This window comes from Ktedonobacter robiniae, from assembly GCF_016587375.1.
GTDB lineage: Bacteria > Chloroflexota > Ktedonobacteria > Ktedonobacterales > Ktedonobacteraceae > Ktedonobacter > Ktedonobacter robiniae.
On record NZ_BNJG01000001.1, the window covers coordinates 3226486 to 3252689 of the forward strand.

The window sequence follows — 26204 nt, forward strand, 5'->3', positions numbered from 1 at the left end:
AGCGTGCTAATCGTTGTGGTGTCTTGCCTGGACTGAGTGGGTCTGGGCAAGATGCGCTGGCTCCTGCTGAGCGAGATGCCAGCAGTCACGCGCAATCTCCCAGTCTTCTTCGGTATGCACGACCAGGACGCGTACCGCCGAGTCGAAACTGGCGATATCTGTATCAACGGGGGAGGCATTGTTTTTCTGTTGATCGAGCTTGAGATGCAGATAGGGGAAACCCGCGCAGGCGCGTGCGCGTATCTCCGCCGAGTTCTCTCCCACGCCACCGGTAAAGAGCAGGGCATCGAGTCCTCCCAGGACCGCGACCATGGCCCCGATAAAGTAGCGCAGGCGATACACATAGATATCCATGGCCAGTTGTGCACGCTCGTTGTGTTGGGCCTCCTCCATGACCTGGCGTACGTCGCCAGAAATGCCCGATATGCCGCGCAGGCCTGATTGTTTGTTGAGTAGGGTTTCCAGGTGATCCGTGTCATAGCCATGCTCGCGCTGGAGATAGAAGAGAATGCTGGCATCGATGGTTCCCGAGCGCGTCCCCATCATCAGACCCTCCAGAGGCGTAAAGCCCATCGTCGTCTCGATACTCTTGCCATCCTGGATCGCTGCCAGCGAGCAGCCATTGCCCAGGTGACAGGAGACAAGGCGTAGTGACTGGGCATCGCGCTGGAGGACCTCGCTCGCGCGTCGCGAACAGTATTGATGGCTGATGCCATGAAAGCCGTAGCGCCGTATTCCCTGCTCATAGAGATCATAGGGGAGTGGGTAGATCGCGCTGTGAGGCGGAAGGCTGCTATGGAAGGCGGTATCGAAGCAGGCGATCTGAGGTACATCTCCCATGAGCTCTTCAATAGCCTGTATTCCCTCGAGATTGGCCGGGTTATGGAGTGGGGCAAAGCTCTTTAGCCGGTCGATAGTCTGTTTGACCTCGCGGGTGATCCAGACGCTTTTTTGATAATGAGGGCCGCCATGTACGACGCGATGACCCACGAGTGTAATCTCGGCTGGCGAATTAATGACGCGTGCCTCCCCTTGCCACAGCGTCTGGAGCAGTTGTTTGACGACCTGTCCATGCGATCCAGGCTTCAGCTTCGAGGTATGCTCTTTGCCTGTGCTGGTCTTAACTTTTAGCTCGACCTGGCCTTTCTCCTTCGTCCAATCGGCGTGTGCCTGCCACAGTGGACGGGGTGCCTCGTGAGGCAAGGCGCTATCCACCTCATAGAGACAGCTCTTCTGGCTGCTGGAGCCCGCATTCATAACCAGGATTTTCATAGCTATGTTTACTCCTTGCTTTGCTCACATGTGCCTGGTAGGTTATGTCTTGTGGCACTGTTCTCAGTACTTGCGGCGCTGAGAACAGTGCCACAAGACATCTTATTATTTATAGCACGTTGAAGTGGTGTATCGGGATGTTGAAGAATATCTGTACGTTACGCATTTACAATCTATAGAGGAGCAAAAATCCGATGTTTTTCTGGTAATTTGACTTATACATGAATTACTCTGTATATATCCGTATCAAATTATCTTAAAATCGCGGTTGGTAAATATTTAGTTTCTGGAAAAGCTGTAACAAAACGACTTGCTGGATTGACTATCTTATGTATCTGAAAATCTTGGAGAAGCAGTATTGGAGAAATAGATTGTGAGATATTGCAATATCTCGTGTTGTTTTCTTTTGTCTAAACGTCAAATGTAATGCTATGTGTGTATATGCAGGTGAGCAAACGTGTGAATCATGACTGGATTTGCTGATCGCATATTTTCTATAGATGTGGTTGGGTAAAGACATGCTACAATCGGAACACCCATTTGTTGAAGCGCGAAGGAAGGGGGCGCGGGTCACGGCGCAACAGCGTCGCAAGCGATTTTCTCCAGTCCTCATCTGTATGATTGGTGTGACGCTGCTGGTCATCGTGGGAATTATTTATAGCTCTGCTGAGGCATTAAACGAAGAATTCTTTCATTTGCCTGTGTCTCAGGAAGAGGGGCTGACGCAGCCGTTTTTGCCAATTACGCAAGAGCGCGTCATTGATGGCTACCATGTTTCGCTGTTGAAAGCCTATGCCGATGTCAACCAGGTCGTGGTGCTCTACCATGTTACGGATGCGAAGGGTAATCCCGTGGCGGCGCAGGATCTGCTGCCTACGTTGAGCGCTGCCGGGCAAGAGAAACTCCCCTGGCTCTCCCACGCCGAGGAGGAATGCAAGTACCTGTTGGCCGGACGTAGCGCATTTATTTTTGACGCAGCGCGCCTGCCCGCGACTGGCGGAATGCTGCAATTTCACCTGCAAATCAAGCATGTTCCACCTCCGGCTTCTTTAGTGCAAGTTGACGATGCGTTAAAGGTTCCAGTCCCAGTTGCGGACTTTGATTTTACCCTTCCAGTCCATACGGGGCAATTGTTACAGGTCAATAAAAGCTTCACGCGTGATGGAGAGACCCTGACCTTGACACATGTATTGTTGACGGAGACAGGAGCGCGCCTCTTCCTTACACTCTCTTCAGCCCGCCCGGGACAGAAGATGCAGCTTACGGAGAAGGGGGTGCAGGTTCAGGTGGATATGAGATACTTTGATGGCTTTCCATCTCTGGTGAGTGGAAGTCCCGGCGAGACCTCCTACCTCGTAGAGGATATTTCACGGGATAAGCTGGGTCTCTGGGTGTTGATGGCACGCCCTCGCTTTCCTCATAGCGAGGATGTCATTCCCTTGAGCCCTACCTGGCGGATCTCCTTTGAGATGCAGTATCCCTGAGGAAACGCTACAAAGCAGGTGCCAGCGTGCTTCTACGCTGGCACCTGCTTTGTGTCTGGAGACATGGGTTGTGTATTTTTAGGGCTAGGGTTGCTGAGGATTTTGCGGGTCGGGTGGATATTGCCCCTCTGGCTGCGGTGGATACTGTCCCGAGGGTTGTTGTGGATACTGCGGAGTTGGCGGTCCATACTGCTCACCTTGGGGATACTGTGGGTATTGAGGGTACTGGCCCTCTGGCTGCTGTGGTGGATAGCCAGCAGGAGGGTACTGGCCTGATGGCTGTTGCGGTGGATAGCCAGCAGGAGGATACTGTCCTGGCTGCATGTGTGGCTGAATTGCGGTCCGTGGTATCAGTGGGAGTGCGCCACCAGCGATAACCGCGAGCATGCCAACGATAAAGATCCAGCCACCAGTCAGGAGACTGGCCGAGATATCGATTGAGAGAAATGCCTCCATCAGGCTACTCAGACCTCCCAGGCTGTTTTTGAAGGCATCGATGAAGGTATTGACACCAGAGGTCACAAGGGATGGGACGAGAAACTGGAAGAGCAGACCAACGACACCCAACCCGATAAGGAGGTATTGGCCCCAGCGTGTCTGCGTCTCGGCATTTACTCTCGCTATACCGAAGGGGTTCTGACTACGATAGATAAGGAGCGCGACCACAAGTAGGATCAGGGCGATGAGCAAGACGTTGATCCAAATGCCACCATTGACGCCCGTAAGGATAGCTCCATGCAAATCAGTGCCGCTTGATGTCGTCTGCTGAGGGGAGGTAGACGACGACCGCGCGCCGATATTTGCCTGTAGGTGGACGAAGGGAATAAACAGGAAGGCGATTAGTGCCAGGAGCGCGCCCCCGGCCGCGATGAGATATGAGCGATTCGCGGGTTGCGTTAAGTTTTGCATATGATGATATACCTCTTCTTTAAGACAGCGCTACGTACCGTGTTCTCTGCCATACAACCTTGCGGGACATGCGTTCTATGCCTCTATGCCAAGCTGCTAACGGTAGTCCGCCGGAGGCTGCTGCCCAGGATTTTGAGGGGAGGCATAGGGATTGGGTTGTGGCGCGGGTGGATAGTTATACCCACTGCCCGGTTGCTGAGGAGTGGAGGGTGGTTGTGGTGGATAGCTATACCCACTGCCCGGTTGCTGAGGAGTGGAGGGCGTTTGTGGTGGATATGGATTGGCCTCTTGCGGAGGGTAAGCAGGAGGATAGCCAGGTTGTCCCTGGTAGGGATTGGGCGCTGAACCAGGCTGGGGCGAGAGCGACTGAAGCAGTCTAGGATTGCGCTGCAAGATCTCTATACCTGCCCCAACAATAACGGCTAACATGCCTAGTAAAAAGAGCCAGGCTCCAATGTTATAGGATGCGCTGCTATCGGTAATACTGGTCAGAAGGCTATTAACACTTGATGAAGAAGACGAACTATCGATGCTATTGAGTGCATTGAAGATCGAAGGATTACTCTTGATACTGGAACCAAGATTACTGACCACGATGAACTGAATAATGAGTGCCAGTACGCCCGCGCCCGCCAGCCCATAGAGACCCCACTGTGTCTGCGTCTCTACTGGTGTCTGCCCACCAAAGGGACGAGAGCGATAGATGAGCAAGCAGGAAACGATTAAAGCTCCCAGGGCTAGAATGGCACAGAGCCAGATCGCGGCAGCTTGCTGACTGATAAATGTCGCGTTTAGGGGGAACGCGAAGGCCAGCGAGATGACTGACGCGTTAATGCGGATATTCCAGGTCACAAACGGGAAGAGCAAGAATGAGAGCAACGCGATCAACGCGCCGATTGCGGAGACAAGAAAATAGCGATTTTTCCGCTCTTTGAGAGCATCCATGAATGCAAGACCTCCAAACTGTCAAATTCAATTGGCGTTGGATGATATTCTACAAAGGTTGTGTAGGGGAGATGTGGATGGAAAACATCTCCAGATGACGAGTTCTGCTTGGAAGCGCGTATCCTCCTTGATGGCGTTTGTTGGATAAGGATTTATGCTTTTGATGCAATAAATGCTTTATCGTTACGCTTCTCGATTATAACTTACTAATAGGTAAATATCAATGAACTGCATCACTATTTGCAGGAAAGAGTAAATGTGATGACAGTAGTGATGGCGGTCTGGCAGAGCCAGACCGCCATCACTACTGTCATCACATCCCTTAAGAAGCGCGGGAGAGCAGGAGACCTTGAACGGAGGGGAGGGCGGTGATGGCGTGTAGCTCGTGAGCTAGAGAGACGACCTCGCCGATGATCGTGAGGGCTGGAGAGGTAATGTCCTGCTCAAGGGCCTGAAGGGCGATAGATTCCAGGGTGGCAACCAGGACGCGCTGACGCGAGGTCGTGCCCTCCTGGATGATGGCGGCGGGCGTCTGAGGATTCATCCCGGCCTCTAGCATCTGCTGGGTAAAGCGTGGCAGGGCACGTACTCCCATCAGGACCACGATGGTGCCCCCTAGTTTTGCCAACGCCTCCCAGTCGATAGCAGGAGCTTCGTCTCCACCACGAGCTTCATGACCAGTCACAATGGTCAGGGAGGAGGCATAGTCGCGATGCGTCACTGGAATGCCTGCCGCTGCTGGCACGGCGATGGCGGAGGTAATGCCGGGGATGACCTCAAAGGAGATACCGGCCTCTCGAAGTGCCAGGGCCTCCTCGCCGCCACGTCCAAAGACGTAAGGGTCACCCCCTTTGAGGCGTGCCACGACCTTGCCTTCGCGGGCGTACTTAATGAGCAATGCGTTGATTTCATGCTGCTTGAGGGTGTGGTGCTGTGGCTGTTTCCCCACGAAGATGCGCAGGGCCGAGGGAGGGGCCTCTTCCAGGAGTTCAGGCGCGACCAGACGATCGTACAGGATTACCTCCGCTGCGTGTAGACAGCGCAGACCTTTGACTGTAATCAACTCCGGGTCGCCTGGACCTGCCCCGATTAAGAAGACGTGACCGATGTCTGATTGGACCATGCTTCGTTCCCTCCTTCTTGCAATGCCTGGAAGAGTGTCTCTATTGTCGTTGTGATGCCATATGGCTGGAGTAGCGCGACGGTATTGCTTAAGGCCTCGCTCTGTTCGCCCTTTTCCAGGTGCTGGAGAATAGGTGAGCCATAGAAGGCGCCAAAGAAGTCATCGCGCTGGTCATAGCTCACGCCCTGTGCACGCAGGAGTGCGCGCGCCACGGTTGCCAGTTGCAGATAGAGCTCATAGGCTGAGGGAAAGAGCTTTTCCAGGTGCTGGCGGATGCGTTTAGAGAGACTTGGGCTGGCTCCCTCCGTCGAGACGCTAATGGTGAGTTGACCGCGTCGCAAGATCGAGGGGAGAATAAAGTTGCAGCGTGCGGGCACGTCCACGATGTTGAGCAATTGCCCGTGTGCCGTGGCCTCCTGCCAGAGAGCTTCGATTAAGTCCTGGTCGTTTGTCGCCGCGACCACTACAAAGAAGCCTGCTAGGTCGCCTGCCTGGAAGTCTCTGGCCTGGAAGGTGACCTGAGTTGGATAGTGTTGGGCCAGGGCCTGCATTTCTGGGCAGATGTTTGCGCTGAGAATGGTGACCTGGGCACCGCAGGCAAGAAGCGAGGTGGCTTTCTCCATCGCGATACGATCACCACCGATAACGAGGACTGGACGCTGGCGAACATTGAGCATAATGGGGTAGTAACCGGGCATGAACGCTCCTGTGGTCAAAATAGGGTTACGACTGATTGCTAGCTCTCTCTCGCCCGGGGAGCGCCTTTGCGGCCGAGCGAGAAGGGATACGGTTGTTAGCATTAACGCGGAAGCGAGGGCGAGGCCACGGAGGCCACGCGCTCACGTAGCTGCTCTACCCCGATGCGATGGCAGAAGTCACCAAAGCTTTCCTGAGGCTGGCGCTCCGCTTTCCAGAGCGAGAGCAGGGGCTTGAGTGTCTCCACGATCTTATCAGTGTGAATCGATGTAGCATAGAGTGTGTTGAGACGTGCATTGGGACGATCGCCACCGATATACACATTATAAAGGTTTTTTGAGCGGCCGACCAGTCCGATGTCACCCATATAGGGGCGCGCACAGCCATTGGGGCAGCCCGTCATACGCACGCTGAGCGGCTCTCCATCCAAGCCAAGCTCGCGCAGGGGGACATCAAGCTGTTGCATGACGTCTGGTAGTGCTCGCTCGGCTTCAGCAAGCGCCAGGCCGCAGGTGGGCAGGGATGGGCACGCCATGGCGAAGCGATAGGAGCCTACCTTACTGGGATCGGTCTCGATCCCATATGAGCGCAACTGATCCTCCAGTGCCTCACGGTCCTCTGCCTGGATATCTGTCAGCAAGATGTTTTGCTGGCCCGTGAGCCGGACGCCTGGCTGGTAGCTGTTGATAACGGCGCGCAAGCCGCTCTTGAGCTGGAGCTGCTCGATATCGCGAATACGTCCATTCTGGACATGCAGGCCCAGGAACCAGCGTCCATCGGCCTGCTGGTGCCAGCCCAGATGATCTTCAACGTCATGCAGGTGGACGGGGCTGGGTTCGCGAAGTGTGTAGCCCAGGCGATCCTCAACCTGTTGCTTAAACCAGGCGATGCCGCGCTCCTCAACGACGTATTTCATGCGCGCATGCTTGCGATTCTTGCGGTCACCATAGTCGCGCTGCACGGTGACAATCGTCTCGATGACTTTCAGGGCCTCCTCCGGCTTGATATCGCAGAGCGGGGTCGCCAGGCGAGGATAGGTCTCTGTCTTGCCATGAGTCATACCCATGCCGCCGCCGATGACCAGGGTAAAGCCGGCCAGGTCTTCGCCATCCAGGATCGCGATCAGGCCCACATCCTGGGTGTAGATGTCGACACAGTTGTCGCCGGGGAAGGCGACGGCTATCTTAAACTTGCGTGGCAGATAGGTCGGCCCATAGATGGGTTCTACTTCTTCAGGTGTAGTGGTAGGTGTCTCAATCTTCTCGCCATCGATCCAGATCTCGTGATAGGCCTGGCTGCGCGGGGCCAGGTGCATCGCGATCTTGTGAGCGATCTCCTGCACCTGCGCCTGGGCGCGACTGCTTGTGGGAGCCGGGCAGGCCATAACGTTGCGGTTAACATCGCCACAGGCCGCGAGGGTGCTCAGCAAAGCCTCATTGATGCTGGCGATGGCTGGCTTCAGGTCACCCTTGAGAATTCCATGCAATTGCAGACCCTGGCGCGTTGTAATGCGGATCGTTCCATTGGCGTATTGATTCGATATATCATCGTGCGCCAGGTACTGTTCGGCTGTTATTGCGCCCCCTGGGATGCGTGTACGCACCATGAACTGATAGGCTTTCTCGGTGTGGGCTGCCTTGCGCTGCTGACGCGCGTCGCGATCCTCCTGCTGATAAATGCCATGAAATTTGATAAGCTGAATCTGATCCTCGGAGAAGTGCGAGCTCTCGCTTGCCAGTTCCTCGGGGAGCTGACCCCGTAGATGCTGGCTCTCCAGCTTGATATGCTCGACTTTACTACCCTCACCTGGACCAAGATGCTTGAGATCGTTCGCCTGTATTTCATCCTCGTGGCCTATCGACATAGCTCTTCCCTTCCTGAAAGTGTCCAGCAACCAATAAATACCTGCTTCGCAAAGTTGATATATTAGATCAACAAAATAGATTTAGTCTTGTTTACACTATAGGCTCTAACTATAGGTAATGTCAAGTGTAAGAAAACGAGTGCCGTACACAGCGTCCATGGACGCTGTGTACGGCACTCGTTTTCTTACACTTTTTTAGACGGTGGCGTGTTTGCGGGTGCGCGTGCTTGCCTGGGGCTTGCAGCGGAAGGCGAAGAAGGGGCTGCTATGATTTTCGGGCATATAGCCGCGAATATGCGTGCCCCCCTCTTCATACTCCTCGTACTCTATGGTGCCAAACTGGTGGAATTGTGCGACCAGGTCGCCCCGGTCGTACGGAATCAGCACGTCGAGTGACACAAACTGGCTGACCAGGGCCTGGCTGATGCAGCGCAACAGGTCGGAGATGCCAGTCCCTTTGAGGGCCGATACCTGTACCTGTGGTAGGGTAGCGGCAATGCCCTCCAGCGGGGGAAGGGTAGCGCCGGGCTCCAGGTTGTCGCTCTTGTTGAGCGCGATAACCATGGGCATGCCCCCGGCCCCAATCTCCTCCAGAACCTCCTCCACGGCCAGGATCTGGTGGTTGACATGTGGATGTGAGCTATCCACCACGTGGACCAGCAGGTCGGCGGCATTGACTTCTTCCAGGGTCGCGCGGAAGGCCGCGACCAGCGTGTGTGGCAGGCGCTGGACAAAACCCACGGTGTCGGTCAGAAGGAACTCCTGTCCGCCCTCGATGCGTGCGCGGCGCGTGGTTGGATCCAGCGTGGCAAAGAGTTTATCCTCGGCGAGCTTCTGCGCCCCAGAGAGACGGTTGAGCAGCGTTGACTTGCCTGCGTTAGTGTAGCCGACGAGGGCCACGACGGGCGCGCCTGCATACTTACGACGATCCCGGTGAAGCTGGCGCTGTGAGCGTACCAGCTCAAGCTCTTCCTCAAGCTGCTCCTTCTGGCGGCGCAGCAAGCGGCGGTCGACCTCAATCTGTTTCTCACCTTCACCGCGTTGCTGTGTGCCACCGCGCTGGCGGGAGAGGTGGGACCACTGGCGAGCCAGGCGCGGCAGATCATACTCAATCTGGGCCAGCTCAACCTGTAGACGGCCCTCACGTGTCTGGGCGCGCTGGCCGAAGATGATCAGAATGAGGGCGGTGCGGTCGAGTACCTGAACCTCCAGCTTGCGCTCCAGGTTGCGGTGCTGCACAGGTTTGAGTTCCAGGTCAAAGATGACGGCATCGCAGTCGTGGAACTTGACAAGTTCCGCGATCTCATCCACCTTTCCTGAGCCCACAACGGTGCCTGGATGTGGATGGGGGAGACGCTGTACGGCGCGGTCAACGCAGTTGACACCCGCGGTCTGCGCGAGCTGCTCCAGCTCATCTAATGACTCCTCGACGGGCCAATCATTCTCTGGCGTGTCCACACTCACCAGGATCGCGCGCCTGGGGGCTTCCGCTAGCAGCCCTGACATATGTTTCTCTTCGTATACGTTGGCATTATTATATTCTTCGGGCATCGTTGCTCCTTCTCTTCTGCTCTCTACCTTGTTGTTTGTTGTGAAATTTTCTTTGCGCTTTGGCGTGTCAAGCAAGCGTTATATTCCTCTGTGAATGGGCGAAACGCCGGTATAGTTGTGTCAAGTGTGGGGATGCCTTGTATGCGCTGGCGATCCAGGCAATAGATGCCATGAGGAGCGACAGGGCCAGGGTAGGATGGAGGAAAGAAGGTGGCTTTGTAGAGAGACAAAGGGAAAGCGAAAGAAAGAAATGGATCAGGTCTCTTGCGTTCGTTCGCGACAAAGCCTTCTTTACCATCTACCAATATGTGTCTTAGCGCTCGTTTACTGTTACCAGTAATCGGCAAAAAAGATGCCCTGTTAAAAAGCCAGGTCAGCATCCCACGTGGTAGATAAGGTTTAGATGAAGGCGTTTATCACTATTAAGCACTCTCCTGATGTGTGTTGATATCTATCATTTATACCTGAAATGGCGGGAAAAGTCAAGTGTTACAAGGGAGCAGTTTTTATATGGTGAGGTACAGTTGACAGCCTGCGACCGTCAACTGTACCTCACCATATACTCCAAAAAGTTTTTTCATGCCAGGACAATGGGAAGTTTACCCAGGCCGCGGAAGACGATGCCTGAAAACCACTGGACTGCTTGCTCATCGGTGATCTTGGCCTGGCTCAGGCGGCGCGCCAGGGAGGCAAAGGCGATCTCGGCCTCCAGGCGGGCCAGGGGCGCTCCCAGGCAATAGTGAATGCCCTGACCAAAGGCCAGGTGATGGTTCTCTTTACGGTCCAGGTGAAGGCCATCGGGATCGTAGAATTGTTCAGGATCATGGCTGGCCGCTCCGAGGCACATAATGACGTTCTGCCCGGCGGCGATGTGCTTGTCGCCGATCTGCATATCAGCGGTGGCGACGCGCGAGGTGGCCTGGACCGGGCCATCATAGCGCAGGAGTTCCATAATGGCCAGGGAAGCCTGCTCTGGGTGCTCTTTGAGCCAGGCGAACTGCTCCGGGTGACGCGCCAGGGCGAGAAAGCCATTGCCGATCAGGTGGGTGGTTGTGCCGTGTCCCGCGGCCAGCAGTAGTACACAGTTGCCCAGCAGTTCATCTTCACTCAGCTTATCCTGTCCCTCATGCGCGTTGATGAGCGCCTGGAGCAGATCTTCGCGAGGAGCCTGAGCACGTTGGGCGATCAGATGGCGAAAATATTGAATGAACTCGTTGACGCCATAGAGGCCGCGAATAGCATCATCGGCGGAGATGTCTGTGGCTTCAAGAAGTGCCCCAAAGTCGCCTGACCAGATAATAAAGCGCTCACGATCTTCGGGTGGGACCCCAAGCAGTTCGGCGATGACGATGGCGGGTAGGGGATAGGCGAAATGCTCGATTAAGTCGATATGGCCCCCAGTCTGCATCGTGTCTAAGAGTTGATCCACAAGCTGTTGAATATGTGGGCGGATGGCTTCAACGACGCGCGGCGTAAAGGCCTTGGAGACCAGCCCGCGCAGGCGTGTATGGTCGGGGGGATCCAGGAAGAGCATCTGGCGTGTGAGTGCACGTATGGGTGGCTCAATCGCCTGCTGAAACTCAGCAGGGAATCCGCTGGTATCAAAGGCGAAGCGAGCGGCGGTGAAGTGTGGATCGCGTAACGCGCTCAAGACGTCTTTATAGCGCGTCAAGACCCAGCTATGGGCCGCTTCATCCCAATACACGGGATCGTGTTCGCGTAACTGATGATAGAGTGGATAGGGGTTCTCCTGGTAACGTGTTTGCATGACCTCCACCAGGCTGAGGCTACTTGCGTTTTGAGATGACACCGTCTCTTCCTTCCTTTCGCAGATATCCAGTCTGTCAATTGTCGCTTGGGTGTCTTATCTCTTATACGCGCCTGGTAAATCACAGTTGCAGTCTTTTTCTGGGATAAGTGATGTGCTGCCCTGTGGCCGCAGGCCGTCAGGGCAGCACATCACTTATCCCAATAGAACTACGCTCGCTCAAGGAGTTCGTCATAGCGCTCGTCGTAGTGGACGATGCGCCCTTCGGGCATCAAGAGCAGCGTATCTGGCTTCAGGTCGCGTACAAACTCGACATCGTGGGTGACGGTCATGATGGTGCCGTTATAGGTGCCAAGCGCCTCACCAACGATCTTACGCGATGAGGCATCCAGGTGGCTGGTAGGCTCGTCGAGCACGAGCAGGTTAGGGCCATCCAGGACCATCTTCGCCAGGGCCAGGCGCGTCTTCTCGCCTCCACTGAGGGTTTGGATCTTCTGGAAGACACGCTCGCCATTGAAGAGGAAGCGTCCCAGAACATTGCGTACACGCTTCATATTATCCGGCAAGATCTCGCTTGCCTCGTGGAGCACGGTGTTCTCGTAGTCAAGGCCCTCGTTCTCCTGCGCATAGTAGCCCAGGCGCACGCGCTCTCCCTGTATCGCTTTCCCTGCATTGAGAGGGGTGAGACCAAGAAGTGTACGCAGCAGCGTCGTCTTGCCTGCGCCATTGAGGCCGACGATGACCAGGCGCTGCCCGCGCTCCACCTCAAAGTTGATATCGCTGAAGATGACCTTGCTGCCATAGCTCTTGCTGAGCTGATCGGCCTTGAGCACGAGCTGGCTACTTGGATAGCGCACCGGAAAATCGATCTTGATGCGGCGACTCTCCTGTGGTAACTCGGACTTGCTGGCCTCCAGTTCAGAGATACGCCTATCAAGCGAGCGGCGCTGACTCACGCGTGTCGCACCGAAGCGGCGCAGGCGATCGGAGGTCTTGCGCAGGCGATCAATCTCGCGCTCCTGCTGCTTCTTGTTCTTCTCCAGCAGTGCCAGGGCGTCGCCCGTGACTGAGAGGTAGTGAGTATAGGTTCCCTTATACTCCTCAAGGACGTGCGAGAACTCGTTCAGGCGCAGAATCTTGGTAATGCTGCGGTCCAGCAGGTCCAGGTCGTGCGAGATGATAAGCAGCGCGCCACGATAGTCCTGTAGAAACTCCATCAGCCAGCCGGCGGCCTCCACATCCAGGAAGTTGGTAGGCTCGTCGAGCAGGAGGAGCTCGGGCGATTGGAAGAGGAGCCGGACCAGGGCCAGCTTGGTCTTCTGTCCACCGCTCAGAGTGTTTACGGAGCGGTCAAGCGTCAGGCCACCAATATTCAGGCCCGCGATCAGCTCCTCGCAACGCGCGTCGGCCTCGTAGTAACCCAGGCGTTCCAGGGCCTCCTGTGCCAGCGAAAAGTGCTCCAGGAGCGTCTCCAGTTCATCGCCAGCGGCGCTGGCGATCTGCCCGGAGAGCTGTTCATACTGCTCGATGGCGCGATCCAGGCCTGTGCTATTGAAGATGAAGTCACGCACGGTACCATTTCCGGCTGTTCCCTCTTCGTGGGCGATATCCTGCGAGAGGTAGCCAAAGGTGCGTGGGCGAGCGATGGTGCCGCTATCGGCCTCCTGCTGGCCCGCGACAATTTTGAGCAGTGAGCTTTTTCCGGCACCATTGACGCCGATCAGGCCAGCTTTCTCGCCAGGTGCGACCGTAAAAGAGACATCATTGAGGATTAAGCGTGCCCCATATGAAAGTTGTAGATGATTGACTTGCAGCATAGCGTTTTCTTATTTCTCCTAAGGCGCTTCGGTTCTATATTTAGACAAGATGATCAGTACTTGTTGTTGTAGGCTGGCGTAGGCACGATCTACCAGCGGCAAGAAAAGGGGCAGGGCATGTCTCACCCATGGATGTACGGGAAGCGCAGGCCGCGAGTAAGCAGCAAGACGATCCGCTGCCCAGCGACACACGCCATGGCGAGAGAAAAGGGAGGAAGGAAAGAAACTGGAGGTAAGCCAGGTGAAGACAACAGCAATAAAAAACCTCTTTAGAGTGAGAGGTCAGCTTCTATGCTGTCGCGTGCCACTTTCCTACCGCATGAGCCCGGCGTGGTCGCTCATGCGGCAATTACTATTGCGAGAGATACACCTGTCATAAGATTAGCTCGTCCTTGCAGTGCCAGATAACAAAAGTTGAGGTATCTTTTCAAGAATACCATCGGCGCTTCCGAAAGTCAATCGCTTCAAAGCTTCTCAGAAGTTACCTATTACTTTCTATTTCGGCTCGTAAGCTTGCCAGGGATAGGGTGTATGGACATATGGCACCGGCAAATTCCGGCGCCATATGTCCATACACCCTCCTGAGCGCCGCAGGCGCGAAGCGACTTTGGGTAAGCCTGGAAATTGCACCATATTGCACCCTAAAAATGCTTGAAAATATTCTTGAGATCAGGTATACTTCTATATGTTGTTGCGAAAGCGAACACATATGGGCTTGTAGCGCAGCTGGTAGAGCGTCTCCATGGCATGGAGAAGGTCAGGGGTTCGAGTCCCCTCTGGTCCACTAACAGAAAAACCCGTTCAGGATATCCTGAACGGGTTTTTTATTTGTCCTCCATTGTTTGAGAAACATCAGCCTCATTCATCACCGTAAAGTCCTGTTGATTTGGCCCTGACGTAGATTTTCTTACCATGTATAGTGGCAAATATGCAAATAATAAGATGGAAGCGTGTTTGGGAGATGCAAGATGCGAAAAGGGCTGTATGTGATAAGAAATAGGCTAGCCTGGATGATTGTTGCGGGGCTGGTAGTATGGGGCATATTCTTCTGGTCCGGTCAGCTATGTACTGGAAAAGTGTTTGCGCGAACAACGCAACCGCGTGTCTTGCCATACAGTGCCACGGCCCATGGACCATATAGCGTGAAGGGGAACCAGATTCTAGACGCGGATGGCAAGCCATATCTCTTTCATGGCGTGGCTCGTGATGGGTTGGAGTACGATTGCGAAGGGCAAGCTGGTCCATACACCAGGCAGTCTCTGGCCTTGATGGGTACGCCCTCGGGGAAGGACCTCGATATCAATGCCGGGTCATATTGGGGTGGCAACACCGTGCGTCTACCCCTCTCGCAGAACTTCTGGCTCAAGGGCGGAAGTGGTGACGCGAACTGTACCTCGGCCAGGTACCAGGCCCTGGTGAAGCGCATTGTGGATGACCTGGCCAGCCTTCAGCTCAATGTCATTCTCGATTTGCACTGGGTAGGAGCTAATGGGCAGGTGGGCAAAGGTGGCGCGGAAGCTGCTATGCCTGACACTGACAGCGTCACCTTTTGGCAGCAGGTTGCGAAGGTCTATAAGGAATATCCTGATGTGCTGTTCGAACTCTACAACGAACCCCATATCAGTCCTCAGAAAGCGGTTTGCTGGTTGCATGGCTGCATGATTACGAACGATAAGGCGCGCTCAAATGACTGCAATGGCTGTTTTAAATACCTCACCTACCAGGCTGTTGGAATGCAACGCCTGGTGGATGCTGTGCGCCAGGTTGGAGCTAAGAATCTCGTGCTCGTTGCAGGCACTAATTGGGGCTATGATCTGACCCATCTGCCTACGTATGCTGTGCAAGGCGAGAATATCGTCTATGACGCACACCCCTATAACTATTGGGGGAAGCAGCCTGCCGACTGGTACGCTGGCTTTGGCAAGTTTGCTGCTGCCTACCCACTCATGGTAAGCGAGTTTGGCTCGTATGACTGTGGTTCAAACTACGTAGAGCAGTTGCTAGCCTACCTGGATACGCTCCACGTGGGCTGGGTGGCCTGGACATGGGCAGTGGCCGCAAGTAGTGGCGACCAGGTGTGTAGCATCCCGCAGCTTGTTACCGATTATCGCGGCACACCAAGCAAGTCCATGGGAAGCGCTATCTATCAGCATCTGCATAGCTATGTGCGCGATCCCGGCACGCAATGGCTCCTGATGATTAGCGACCTGCGTGCCTTCAAACGTGGTGCCCCCAGGTAAGGAAGGTAAATTGTAATTTGCACAGATTTGCATTTACATACCACTGCTCGTAGTGTCTTCAAGGGTAATGGGCGTGTGGGTGCAGTCAGTTTGCCACCTACACGCCCATTACCCTTGAGCGCCGCAGGCGCGAAAAGAACAAGGCAGGCAAATTGCTGAAATCTTCACAAAAAAAACCTTGACAAAGTGCGGATGAGCATGTTATAAATATTTCCAGTACAAACAATCGCATATGCAAGCGTTGATGGGACGAGTAACAGTTGTCTCTCATGTACAGAGAGTGGGCGGTCGGTGGAAAGCCCATACGTTGAAGAACTGTGAAAAAGACCCGGATGCTGCGAGAAGAAATCACGTGATGACGTGAGAATAGACCTCGCCGGAGCCCCCGTAATCAGGCAGTGAGCTAACCGTCAGGTTTGCCCCAGGAGGTTGCCATTGAGAGATGGCAGCGAAAGAAGGTGGTACCACGGGAGCCTTTACGAGAAAGTAAGTGCTCTTCGTCCTTTAGAGAAGGATGGAGGGCTTTTTTGTTTGCCTGAATATCCTGATTATAGTGAGAGACAGACAATCGCATACCAACAGGCGTTGATGGGACGAGTAACGGTCAACTAGTGTAGACAGAGAGCGGGTGTTTGCTGAGAAGCCCGCATGCCTGAGCCGCGAAAAAGACCCGGATGCTGCGAGAAGAAATCGCGCGAGAGCGTGAGAATAGACCTCGCCGGAGCCCCCGTAATCGGGCAGTGAGCTAACCGTCAGGTTTGCCCCAGGAGGTTGCCATTGAGAGATGGCAGCGAAAGAAGGTGGTACCACGGGAGCCTTTACGAGAAAGTAAACGCTCTTCGTCCTTTAGAGAAGGATGAAGGGCTTTTTTATTGGCAATTTTTAGCACTTTGATGAGATGTGTACAGGCATGAGAAAGATCCTGACTTCTCATTGAGCCATGTTGAGTTACGATAACATTGTAAGTTTTGCTAGAAAACATTAAAAGGAGACCAACCATGATTTCTAATCCTGTATTAACTGCTGCTTGCCCCGAGTGTGCCGGAGAGGTGCCGTTGCAGAATGTCCTGGTGGGCGAGATCATCTACTGCCCCGATTGTAGCGCGGAACTGGAAGTGCTGAACCTTGAGCAGCCTGAGCTTGGCCTTGCTCCTGAGGTAGCCGAGGACTGGGGCGAGTAAACGCCTGGCCAGAGAGTAGAAAGAAGGAGTATATCACATATGCGACTGGCAATTCTGACTTCGCGTATTCGCGTGGAAGAGAAATTGTTGATAGAGGCCTTGCAGAAGCGCGCCATCGCGTTTGACGTGATTGACGATGGAAAGCTCTTGCTTGACCTTGAGCGTGGGCGTGAGGAGTGGCGCAAATACGATGCTGTGCTCTGTCGGAGCCTGAGCCAGTCGCGCGGGCAGGCCGTGCTACAGGTCCTGGAGACCTGGGGCATTCCCACCGTCAATACCGCGACAGTGACCGCGACCTGCAATGATAAACTCGCGACCACCCTGGCGCTTGTACGTGCTGGCGTGCCAACGCCTCGTACCCTGCTTGCCTTCGAAGAGGCAACCGCTCTACAGGGAGTCGAAATGCTAGGTTATCCGGTTGTCCTAAAGCCAGTGAGTGGCTCCTGGGGCCGCTTGCTGGCACGTATCAATGATCGCGATGCCGCTGAGGCCGTGCTTGAGCATCAGGAGACCCTGGGCGGGTATCAGCACCAGATCCACTATATCCAGGAGCATATTCGCAAGCCGCAGCGTGATATCCGTGCCTTCGTCGTTGGCGAGCGCACCATCTGTGCCATCTATCGCTCCAGCGAGCACTGGGTGACGAACACAGCTCGGGGAGCGGTGACGAGCAACTGTCTCGTAACGCCAGAGCTGAACGCGCTCTGCCTGCGGGCTGCGCAGGCAGTTGGTGGCGGCATCCTGGCGGTAGATGTCTTTGAAGATGCCGAGCGTGGCCTGCTAGTGAATGAGATTAATGCCACGATGGAGTTTCGCAATAGTATCGCCCCTACAGGTGTCGATATTCCTTCTGAAATGCTTGAATATGTGCTGGAGCGTGCTGGCGCGCGCGTGGAGGTGCTGTAATGAATCGTATTCGTGCCACGATTGTCGGTGGTTCAGGCTATACCGGTGGCGAAGTAGCTCGCCTGCTGCTCTTTCATCCAGAGGTTGAATTGGCGCAGGTGGTGTCGAGCAGTCGCGCGGGCCAGTACCTCCATAGCGCCCATCCCAACCTGCGTGGATTGAGTACGATCCGCTTCTCTCATCCAGACGACCTGATGCCCTGCGACGTGCTTTTGCTCTGTCTCCCTCACGGGGCGACAATGGGCGAGATCGCACGCTACCGCCAGCTTGCTCCCAGGGTGATTGACCTCTCGGCCGATTTTCGCCTGCGTGATCCCCAGCTCTATCAGCGCTGGTATGGAGACGTCCACCAGGCCCCTGAGCTGCTGCCAGAGGCTGTCTATGGCCTTCCTGAGTTGCACCGCGAGGAGCTACGCGAGGCCACGCTGGTCAGCGGAACCGGGTGTATGGCGACAACCGCCATCCTGGGCCTGGCTCCCCTCTATCGCGCGGGCCTGGTGGACGCGAATATACCGCTGGTGCTGGAGGCCAAGGTTGGTTCATCGGCCGCTGGTGCCAAGCCGGGAAGCAGTAGTCACCATCCTGAGCGCAGCGGAGCGGTCCGCTCATTCCAGCCCACGGGCCATCGCCATAGCGCCGAGCTGATTCAGGAGCTGGGCTTGCTTGGCGGCCATGGAAACTCTGGCCTGCCGCAGACAGTGGCCTTCTCCGCGACCTCCATTGAACTGGTGCGCGGCATCCTGGTGACGGCGCATGTCTTCACTAAAGAGCGTATTGACGAGCGTCAGCTCTGGCGTATGTATCGCGAGGCCTACCAACGCGAGCCATTTATTCGCATTGTCAAGGAGCGCACAGGTGTCTATCGCTACCCCGAACCCAAGATCCTGGCGGGTAGCAACTACTGCGATGTTGGCTTTGAGTTGGATGTGGAGCAGCAGCGCATCGTGGTCATGGCAGCGCTGGATAACCTGATGAAGGGCGCGGCAGGCAATGCTGTCCAGGCCCTGAACTGTATGTTTGGCTGGGATGAGACGCTAGGGCTGACCTTCCCCGGCCTACATCCAGTGTAGTGGCGTAGGGAGAAGGATTATGACGCTGGTAATTAAGATTGGCGGCGGTGCGGGCGTCGCGACGGAGAATATTCTGCGCGAAGTCGCGGAACTGGTGCGCACTGGGCAGCAGGTCGTGCTCCTACATGGAGGCTCCGACCTGACCAATACTCTCTCTCAGCAGCTTGGGCACGAGGCGCGCACCATTACCTCTCCCAGTGGTATGACGAGCCGCTACACCGATAGCGAGACGCTGAGCATCTTCGCCATGGCGGTCGCGGGCCAGATCAATACGGAGCTGGTGGCGCAGCTCCAGGGGCAGGGTATCAACGCCCTGGGCCTGGCGGGTATTGATGGGCGCTTACTGCAAGCGCGGCGCAAGGCCGCCATTCGCTCGATCACGCCCGAGGGACGCGTACAGATTATTCGCGATGACTATACGGGCCAGATTGAGCAGGTGAATGGCGATCTGCTCCGCCTGTTGCTGGGAGCCGGATATACGCCCGTCATTGCTCCCCTGGCGCTCAGCCACGAGGGCGAGCGGCTCAATGTCGATGGTGACCGCGCCGCCGCCGCTGTAGCTGCGGCTCTACAGGCCGGAACCCTGGTCATTATGACCAATGTGAGTGGTCTGCGACGCGATGCAAACGATGCCAGTACGGTTATCGAGCATATACCCGCTGAGAGCGTCGCGGACTATATGGAATATGCGCAGGGGCGCATGCGCAAGAAGATGCTGGGGGCGCAGGAGGCTTTGCAGGCTGGTGTGCAACGTGTCTGCATTGGCTGCGAGAGCCTCACGAATGTGCTTAATGGTGCGGGAACGATAATAGAACAGACACATCAACTGGTAGGAAGGAGAGACGTATGACAATCATAGATGCCACGCAGGCCGAGACGAGTATGGAACAGGAGAATCGCTATACCAGTGGTGTGTATGGTAAGCGTCCCGTGACGATTGTGCGCGGAGAGGGAGCCACGCTCTGGGACGCCGAGGGGCGCGCATACATCGATTGTGCCGCTGGCCACGGTGTCGCCAATATCGGACATGGGCGTCCTGAGATCGCAGCCGCGCTCTCTGCCCAGGCACAACGCCTGGTGACGTGCCCCGAAATCTTCTACAACGACACGCGGGCGCGCCTCCTGGAGCGCCTGTCCCAGGTCACCCCTGCCGGGATAGAGCACTTTTTTCTCTGTAATAGTGGAACCGAGGCTGTAGAGGGAGCCTTCAAGTTCGCGCGCCTGGTCACGGGGAGAACACAGATCATCGCTACGTTGCGCGGCTTTCATGGCCGAAGCATGGGCGCGCTCGCAGCAACCTGGGAGCCGCACTACCGCGAGCCCTTCGCACCGCTGCTTCCTGATGTAACACATATTCGCTACAACAATCTGGAGGCCGCCGAGGTTGCGATCAGCGAACAAACTGCGGCGGTCATTATCGAGTTGGTACAGGGCGAGGGCGGTGTGCATAGCGCTACGCCTGAGTATGTCGCGGGCCTGGCTCGCTTCTGCCGTGAGCGCGGGGCTTTGCTGATCGTGGACGAGGTTCAGACGGGCTTCGGCCGCACTGGCAGGCTCTTTGCCTGTGAGCATTATGATCTGCAACCCGATATTCTCTGCATGGCCAAGTCCCTGGCTGGTGGCGTGCCGATGGGAGCCGTTGGCCTGGGGCCGCGTGTCATGGAGAGCGGTCGCGTCGGTCGAGGCGCGCATGGCAGCACTTTTGGTGGCAACCCCCTTGCTTGCGCGGCGGCTCTGGCGACGCTGGATATTCTTGAGCGCGAGAGCTTGCCCACGCGCGCGGCCCGCCTGGGTGCGTATGCCCTGGGACGACTCCGTGGCATGCGCTCGCCGCTGGTGCGCGAGGTACGTGGCCAGGGTCTCTTGATTGGTATCGAGCTAAAGCGTCGTGCCCAGCCGTATCTTGAGCAGCTATGCGAGCGTGGCATCCTGGCCTTGCCAGCCGGACCCAATGTCATTCGCCTCCTGCCACCGCTCGTGATCAGCGAGCACCAGCTTGAGCAGGTTCTAGATACGCTCGAGGAGGTTCTGGAGGGAAGCCGGGCGCTCAGCGAGCGTGCCCAATTGATTCAGGAAGAGGCTGCGTCTACCAAGCCACACCTGGCTGATCCAGAGGTTGCACTGTTGCATAATATGCTGACCATTCCCAGTCTCTCGCGCCGTGAGAGCGCCCTGGCGCACTATCTCGCCGGGCAAGCTCGTCAGCTAGGACTGTACGCCTCTGTCGACGAGGCGGGGAACTTTGTCGCCAGCACGCACGAGAATCTGGAGGAGCAGCATCCCATTGTCCTGCTCGGGCATATGGATACCGTGCCCGGCAATATTCCTGTGCGCTTCGAGGAAGGTCTGCTGTACGGGCGTGGCGCGGTTGATGCCAAGGGACCTCTGGCAGCCTTCATCTCCGCTACCGCAAGGGTCCAGCGCGCGGGTACGCCTGCGATACCAATTGTGGTCATTGGTGCGGTCGAAGAAGAGGCCGCGACCTCGAAGGGAGCGCGAGCTGTGGTTGGGCATTACCAGCCCCAGGCCTGCATTATTGGCGAACCCAGCAGCAGTACTGCCGTCACCATCGGCTACAAGGGGCGCTTACTGGTGGAAGGACGCGTGGCGCGTGACTCCAGCCATAGCGCGGGTCCTCAGCGAAGCAGCAACGAGATTGCCGCCGCCTTTTGGGAGCGTATCCGAGCACATGCCGAGCAGTGGAATGCCGAGTACGCTGGTAGCTCTGCCTTTGCCGCCCTGATGCCCTCGTTGCGCAGCATTAATAGCCTGCAAAACGGTATGGAGGATCAGACGCAGTTCCTGATCGGCTATCGCCTGCCGCCACGCTTTGATATCGCGGAGCTTCGCATTCAGCTACAAGAGTGGGCCGATGCTGATGAGGTGCAGATTAGCTTCTCAGGTGAAGAGGTTGCCTTCCAGAGTTCGCGCGCGACTCCCCTGGCTCGCATCTTTGGCCGTGTCCTGCGTGCTGGCGGGCACGCGCCGGTCTTCAAGTATAAAACTGGCACATCGGATATGAATGTCGTAGCGCCTATATGGGGCGAGAACATTGTCGCCTATGGTCCAGGCGATTCTAGCCTGGACCACACACCCAACGAGCATATTGCGGTTGCCGAATATCAACACGCGATCACTGTCCTTGAGCAGGTGCTTCAAGTGCTAGGACGTGAGCCACATGCATCCCTGGAACACACAAGTGTCTCGGGCACCCAGGAGAGTAGCGTGGAAGTGGGAGCGGAGTCATGAGAAGAGATATACGTATCGTCGATACTACCTTGCGCGAGGGCGAGCAGTTCTCGGGAGCCTACTTTAGCGCGGAACAGCGGCACGAAATTGTGCGCCTGCTGGACGCAGTCGGCGTGCCAATGATCGAGGTGCCCTCGCCCATCGCCTCGCCGGAGACCCAGCAGGCGGTGCGCGACCTGTGCGCGCTCAATACCCGCGCGCGCATCGTTGCTCATGTGCGCTGTGCCCAAGCGGATGTCCAGGCGGCCCTGGCGACCCCCGTACATGGAATCAATCTCTTCTACGGGACCTCAACTGAGTTGCGTTCGTATAGTCACGGGAAACGCATCGAACAGATCATTCATGATGCCGTGCCCTTGATCAAGCATATACGCCAGGAGGGGCGCTACGTGCGCTTCTCGGCTGAGGATGCCTTTCGTAGCGACCTGGTGGACCTGTTAACGGTCTTTGATGCCGTGGTGGACGCTGGTGTATTGCGCATTGGTCTGCCTGACACGGTGGGTATCGCTAAGCCACGCGAGGTTGAGCGCCTGGTTCGCCTCTGCACCGAGCGCTACCCCGGGGTGGGCATCGAGTTCCATGGCCATAATGATACAGGTTGCGCGATCGCCAATACTGTGGCTGCGCTGGAGGGAGGTGCCGATTGCCTGGACACAACCGTGCTGGGCATTGGTGAGCGCAACGGTATTGCCTCGCTCAGCGGCCTGATTTCACAGATGTATATTCATTATCCCGAAATCTTGCGCAGATACGATCTCACCAAACTGCCACTACTGGATCAGTATGTGGCGGACTGCGTGCATATCGCGATCCCTTTTAATAGTCCAATCACCGCCCCGGGCGCCTTTACGCACCGGGCGGGCATTCATACCAAAGCCGTTCTTAACAATCCACGTGCTTATGAAGTCCTGAATCCCCAGGATTTTGGCCTGGTGCGCAATGTGGAGGTCGGAACGCGTTATACCGGGCGCTATGCTGTTGGGCATCGTGCCGCCGAGCTGGGCCTGCAATTGGAGCGCGAGGCGGTTGCCAGCCTGACCACTGCGCTTAAAGCCCACGCTGAACAGGGTTCAATGAGTCAAGACGAAGTTGACACGTTTATTCTTGCCTGGCAGCAGGCACATACATCAGAGGAGGAACATCTCATATGGGAACACTAGCCGAAGAGATCTTTAGCTACAAATTGGGGCGTCCCGTGGAACAGGGCGAGACCGTCGTGGTCGAGGTAGACCATGTTATGAGTCATGATACTACTTCGCCCCTGGCCATCCAGGCTTTTCGCAAGCTGGCAGGCGTGAGCGGTGGACGCGTCTTTAATGCTGAGCGTGCCCACGTCGTCTTTGATCATATCATCCCTGCCTCGACCGTTGCCGCTGCCACCCTTCAGCGTGACGTACGCTCGTTCACACGTGAGCAGGACATTACCATTTTGCAGGAAGGCATCTGCCACCAGGTCATGCCCGAGAAAGGCTTTGTCGTTCCTGGAGCCATCATCGTGGGCGCGGATAGTCATTCCTGCACCTATGGTGCCCTGGGAGCCTTCGGAACCGGCATGGGTTCGACCGACATTGGCGTGGCCTATGCCACCGGGCGCGCCTGGTTTCGTGTGCCCTCGACCATCAATGTGCGCCTGACGGGCGAGCTACAGCCCGGTGTTTATGCCAAGGATGTGACACTGGAGATGGTGCGTCAGGTGGGCGTCGATGGCGCGAATTATCGTGCCATTGAGTATACCGGCGACCTGGTGGAGCGTATGTCGGTCAGCGAGCGCTTCACCTTCTGCAATATGGCCATCGAGATGGGTGGTAAAGCTGGCCTGGTGGCCCCTGACGAGACGACCCGCGAATGGCTACGTGGACGTACCGACCAGGAATATCCCATGTTGGCGCCGCACAATCCACGCTATGAGCGCGTCTTTGAGATTGACGCTTCGCGCCTGGAGCCGCAGATCGCCTGTCCTCCCGACGTAAATAATGTTGTGCCCGTGGGCGAGGTCGAGCACGTCAAAATCGACCAGGTCTTCCTCGGCACCTGCACCAATGGTCGCCTGGACGACCTGGCGATTGCCGCCTCGATTCTCCAGGGACGTACGGTTCACCCCGAGACGCGCATGGTCGTCATTCCGGCGTCGCGCGAGGTCTACCGCGAGGCGCTACGCCTGGGGTATATCGATACCTTTGTCCAGGCCGGAGCCTCGGTTGGCACCCCTGGATGTGGACCCTGCATTGGCCGCCATTTTGGCGTCCTGGCTCCAGGCGAGCGCGCCCTGACAACGATGAACCGCAATTTCACCGGGCGCATGGGCGACCCCACAGCCGAGATCTACCTGGGAAGTCCCGCCACCGTCGCTGCCACCGCCCTGACCGGCCACATCACCGATCCACGTGAGTTTCTAAGTTAGTGTGTATTGGGTTGTGGCAGCCTGCGGTTGCCACAACCCAATACACACTAATACTTATGTGAGCGCCGCAGGCGCGAGAAGTAAAAAGAACACACCCGAAAGGATAAACATACATCATGGGACGCATCTGGAAGCTTGGTGATAACATCAACACCGACATTATTATCCCTGGACGCTATAACGTAACCACCGATCCCGCGCAACTGGCGCGCCACTGCCTCTGCGAGGTACTACCCGAGTTCGCGCAGGAGGTGCAGACGGGCGACATCCTGCTCGCCGGGCATAACTTTGGCTGTGGTTCCTCCCGCGAGCACGCTCCTACCTCCATCTTGGCCAATGGCATCAAAGTCGTGATCGCACGCAGTTTCGCGCGCATCTTCTATCGCAACGCCGTCAATATCGGTCTACCGGTTTTGATTAGTGAGGAGGCGGTTCTGGCTGGCGAGGATGGCCAGCAGATGGATGTAAACCTGGAGAGCGGCCTCATCACCAATCTCACGACCGGGCAGCAGTTCCAGTCTGAGCCGCTTGACCCCTTCGTGGCGCGTATCGTAGCAGCTCATGGCATCGTCAACTATATTCAGCAGCAAGGGACCCTTCGATGAGCAGTGAGCACGTAACAACGCCACGCTCCGGCTTGCGGGTGTGCGTGGTCGCGGGCGATGATGCCGCGCCTGAGGTCGTGTTACCAACAGTGGCGCTTCTGCGCGAGCTGGTGCCCGACATACAATTTACGCAGGCCCTCAGTGGGCGTGAGGCCCAGGAGCGCTATGGCGAGGCTTTCCCAGCTGAAACGCGCGCCGCGATTGATAGCGCAGACTGCACCCTCTTTGGTGCCAGTGGTGGTCCAAGCCGCCCCGTGCTCTGGTACCTGCGTTGGGGGAAACAGACCTACGTCAATATCCGCCCGGTACGCTGGCTCCCTGGCTATCAGAGTCCCATGCGCCAGCCCGAGCGTATCGACTATGTGATTGTGCGCGACAATCTGGAGGGGATGTATCCGCCACGCGAGGGCGCGCTCTCAGAGCTTGGAGCTCTCACCAGTAGTGGCTCCTGGTGGCAGGCGCCTCCAGTACAGGAGACAGGCGCGTATGCCGTACGCGTCAGCACAGATACGCAGGCTCGGCGTGTCGCCGAAGCCGCCTGTAACCTGGCCTTACAGCGCTTAGCCGCCGGATATCCTGGTTGTGTAACCCTGGGGGCCAAGTACTCTATTCTGCCGCAGACGGATGGTCGCTTCCGCGAGATCGTGCGCGAAATGGTGCGTGAGCATCCGGAACTGAGTTACCAGGAGTTTTTAATTGATGATCTTGGGCGCAGAATGATTGCCGCGCCTGAAACGCTGGATGTCGTCGTGCTGGGTAACGAGCACGGCGATATCCTGGCCGATGTCGCCAGTGGCTCTATCGGCGGCCTGGGACTCTCGCCCAGCGCCTGCTATGGCGCGGAGTATGCCTACTTCGAGCCCGTACACGGCTCGGCCCCTGATATCGCGGGTAAGAACACCATCAATCCCACGGCCATGCTGCTCTCAGGTGCTATGTTCCTGGCGCACTATGGATATCGTGAACAGGCCACCCGCCTTGAGAATGCCATCGCTCATGTCTACAGCGAGGGCCATACGCTACCCGTGGATCAGGGAGGCAGCGCCAGCACCAGCGACTTCATCGTGGCTGTGCGTTCTTCCCTCTAAATCAATACGGATAGTGTAAGAGGGAGGTCCTGGCA

At 56.5% G+C, this 26204-nt stretch carries 21 protein-coding genes and 1 tRNA gene; 12 read left to right on the forward strand and 10 right to left on the reverse strand.

The genetic code is table 11. From position 1 onward, the window contains the following. Nucleotides 1–6: 6 nt before the first annotated feature. A complete protein-coding gene (locus tag JMJ04_RS13540) occupies nucleotides 7–1272 on the reverse strand; it encodes an acetate/propionate family kinase (protein WP_201371000.1) in 1266 nt (421 codons plus the stop codon). A gap of 518 nt (nucleotides 1273–1790) precedes the next feature. On the opposite strand from JMJ04_RS13540, the gene JMJ04_RS13545 reads away from it, so the two are divergent. After that, nucleotides 1791–2756 carry a hypothetical protein gene (locus JMJ04_RS13545; protein WP_201371001.1) on the forward strand — a complete coding sequence of 322 codons (966 nt, stop codon included), beginning with the start codon at nucleotides 1791–1793 and terminating at the stop codon, nucleotides 2754–2756. Between the two features lie 84 nt (nucleotides 2757–2840). Here the strand turns inward: JMJ04_RS13545 and JMJ04_RS13550 are convergent, their stop codons facing one another. From JMJ04_RS13550 to JMJ04_RS13585, 8 genes are all read right to left on the reverse strand, one after another. Next, nucleotides 2841–3665: a DUF3824 domain-containing protein gene (locus JMJ04_RS13550; RefSeq protein WP_201371002.1), complete on the reverse strand. Its 825-nt coding sequence runs from the start codon at nucleotides 3663–3665 to the stop codon at nucleotides 2841–2843. A 96-nt stretch (nucleotides 3666–3761) separates the two neighbouring features. Then, the gene (locus JMJ04_RS13555) at nucleotides 3762–4610 is read right to left on the reverse strand and encodes a hypothetical protein (RefSeq protein WP_201371003.1); all 849 of its coding nucleotides are present in this window, start codon (nucleotides 4608–4610) and stop codon (nucleotides 3762–3764) included. Between the two features lie 322 nt (nucleotides 4611–4932). Then, nucleotides 4933–5733 (reverse strand): uroporphyrinogen-III C-methyltransferase, encoded by an 801-nt coding sequence (gene cobA / locus JMJ04_RS13560; protein ID WP_201371004.1) that lies wholly within the window; start codon nucleotides 5731–5733, stop codon nucleotides 4933–4935. Beyond that, nucleotides 5700–6431, reverse strand: coding sequence for a precorrin-2 dehydrogenase/sirohydrochlorin ferrochelatase family protein (locus JMJ04_RS13565; RefSeq protein ID WP_201371005.1), 732 nt, complete (start codon nucleotides 6429–6431; stop codon nucleotides 5700–5702). Before JMJ04_RS13565 ends, cobA begins: the two co-directional genes overlap by 34 nt. 101 nt (nucleotides 6432–6532) lie before the next feature. Beyond that, nucleotides 6533–8293 (reverse strand): NADPH-dependent assimilatory sulfite reductase hemoprotein subunit, encoded by a 1761-nt coding sequence (locus tag JMJ04_RS13570; protein WP_201371006.1) that lies wholly within the window; start codon nucleotides 8291–8293, stop codon nucleotides 6533–6535. Between the two features lie 195 nt (nucleotides 8294–8488). Further along, nucleotides 8489–9844 carry a GTPase HflX gene (hflX, locus tag JMJ04_RS13575; protein ID WP_201371007.1) on the reverse strand — a complete coding sequence of 452 codons (1356 nt, stop codon included), beginning with the start codon at nucleotides 9842–9844 and terminating at the stop codon, nucleotides 8489–8491. 577 nt (nucleotides 9845–10421) lie between these two features. Then, nucleotides 10422–11654 (reverse strand): cytochrome P450, encoded by a 1233-nt coding sequence (locus JMJ04_RS13580; RefSeq protein ID WP_201371008.1) that lies wholly within the window; start codon nucleotides 11652–11654, stop codon nucleotides 10422–10424. 167 nt (nucleotides 11655–11821) lie between these two features. Then, complete coding sequence (locus tag JMJ04_RS13585) at nucleotides 11822–13429, reverse strand: ABC-F family ATP-binding cassette domain-containing protein (RefSeq protein ID WP_201371009.1); 1608 nt, start codon at nucleotides 13427–13429, stop codon at nucleotides 11822–11824. Between the two features lie 711 nt (nucleotides 13430–14140). Between JMJ04_RS13585 and JMJ04_RS13590 the strand changes: the two genes are divergently transcribed. Both JMJ04_RS13590 and JMJ04_RS13595 read left to right on the forward strand, forming a co-directional pair. Further along, a tRNA-Ala gene (locus tag JMJ04_RS13590) sits at nucleotides 14141–14213 on the forward strand. Nucleotides 14214–14415: 202 nt separating this feature from the next. Then, nucleotides 14416–15669 (forward strand): glycoside hydrolase family 5 protein, encoded by a 1254-nt coding sequence (locus JMJ04_RS13595; RefSeq protein ID WP_201371010.1) that lies wholly within the window; start codon nucleotides 14416–14418, stop codon nucleotides 15667–15669. A gap of 745 nt (nucleotides 15670–16414) precedes the next feature. Here JMJ04_RS13595 and JMJ04_RS13600 read toward each other — a convergent pair. After that, nucleotides 16415–16669: a hypothetical protein gene (locus JMJ04_RS13600; protein WP_201371011.1), complete on the reverse strand. Its 255-nt coding sequence runs from the start codon at nucleotides 16667–16669 to the stop codon at nucleotides 16415–16417. Here JMJ04_RS13600 and lysW point away from each other — a divergent pair. The 9 genes from lysW to JMJ04_RS13645 all read left to right on the forward strand — a co-directional run bounded on the left by lysW (nucleotide 16668) and on the right by JMJ04_RS13645 (nucleotide 26169). Further along, the gene (gene lysW / locus JMJ04_RS13605) at nucleotides 16668–16850 is read left to right on the forward strand and encodes a lysine biosynthesis protein LysW (protein WP_201371012.1); all 183 of its coding nucleotides are present in this window, start codon (nucleotides 16668–16670) and stop codon (nucleotides 16848–16850) included. The two genes, JMJ04_RS13600 and lysW, sit on opposite strands and share 2 nt — an antisense overlap. 39 nt (nucleotides 16851–16889) lie before the next feature. Beyond that, nucleotides 16890–17756 carry a lysine biosynthesis protein LysX gene (lysX, locus tag JMJ04_RS13610; RefSeq protein ID WP_201371013.1) on the forward strand — a complete coding sequence of 289 codons (867 nt, stop codon included), beginning with the start codon at nucleotides 16890–16892 and terminating at the stop codon, nucleotides 17754–17756. After that, entirely contained in the window at nucleotides 17756–18826 is a 1071-nt protein-coding gene (argC, locus tag JMJ04_RS13615) for an N-acetyl-gamma-glutamyl-phosphate reductase (protein ID WP_201371014.1), read from the forward strand. Before lysX ends, argC begins: the two co-directional genes overlap by 1 nt. 19 nt (nucleotides 18827–18845) lie before the next feature. Then, on the forward strand, nucleotides 18846–19676 hold the full coding sequence (locus JMJ04_RS13620; RefSeq protein WP_201371015.1) for a [LysW]-aminoadipate kinase: 831 nt from the start codon (nucleotides 18846–18848) through the stop codon (nucleotides 19674–19676). Next, a complete protein-coding gene (locus JMJ04_RS13625; RefSeq protein WP_201371016.1) occupies nucleotides 19673–22075 on the forward strand; it encodes a [LysW]-lysine hydrolase in 2403 nt (800 codons plus the stop codon). Before JMJ04_RS13620 ends, JMJ04_RS13625 begins: the two co-directional genes overlap by 4 nt. Beyond that, a complete protein-coding gene (locus JMJ04_RS13630; protein ID WP_201371017.1) occupies nucleotides 22072–23235 on the forward strand; it encodes a LeuA family protein in 1164 nt (387 codons plus the stop codon). Before JMJ04_RS13625 ends, JMJ04_RS13630 begins: the two co-directional genes overlap by 4 nt. Then, nucleotides 23223–24476, forward strand: coding sequence for a 3-isopropylmalate dehydratase large subunit (locus tag JMJ04_RS13635; RefSeq protein WP_201371018.1), 1254 nt, complete (start codon nucleotides 23223–23225; stop codon nucleotides 24474–24476). The genes JMJ04_RS13630 and JMJ04_RS13635 overlap by 13 nt, the downstream gene beginning before the upstream one ends. A gap of 116 nt (nucleotides 24477–24592) precedes the next feature. Beyond that, on the forward strand, nucleotides 24593–25081 hold the full coding sequence (locus tag JMJ04_RS13640; RefSeq protein WP_201371019.1) for a 3-isopropylmalate dehydratase small subunit: 489 nt from the start codon (nucleotides 24593–24595) through the stop codon (nucleotides 25079–25081). Continuing rightward, a complete protein-coding gene (locus tag JMJ04_RS13645; protein WP_201371020.1) occupies nucleotides 25078–26169 on the forward strand; it encodes an isocitrate/isopropylmalate family dehydrogenase in 1092 nt (363 codons plus the stop codon). The genes JMJ04_RS13640 and JMJ04_RS13645 overlap by 4 nt, the downstream gene beginning before the upstream one ends. The last annotated feature ends 35 nt before the right edge of the window (nucleotides 26170–26204 follow it).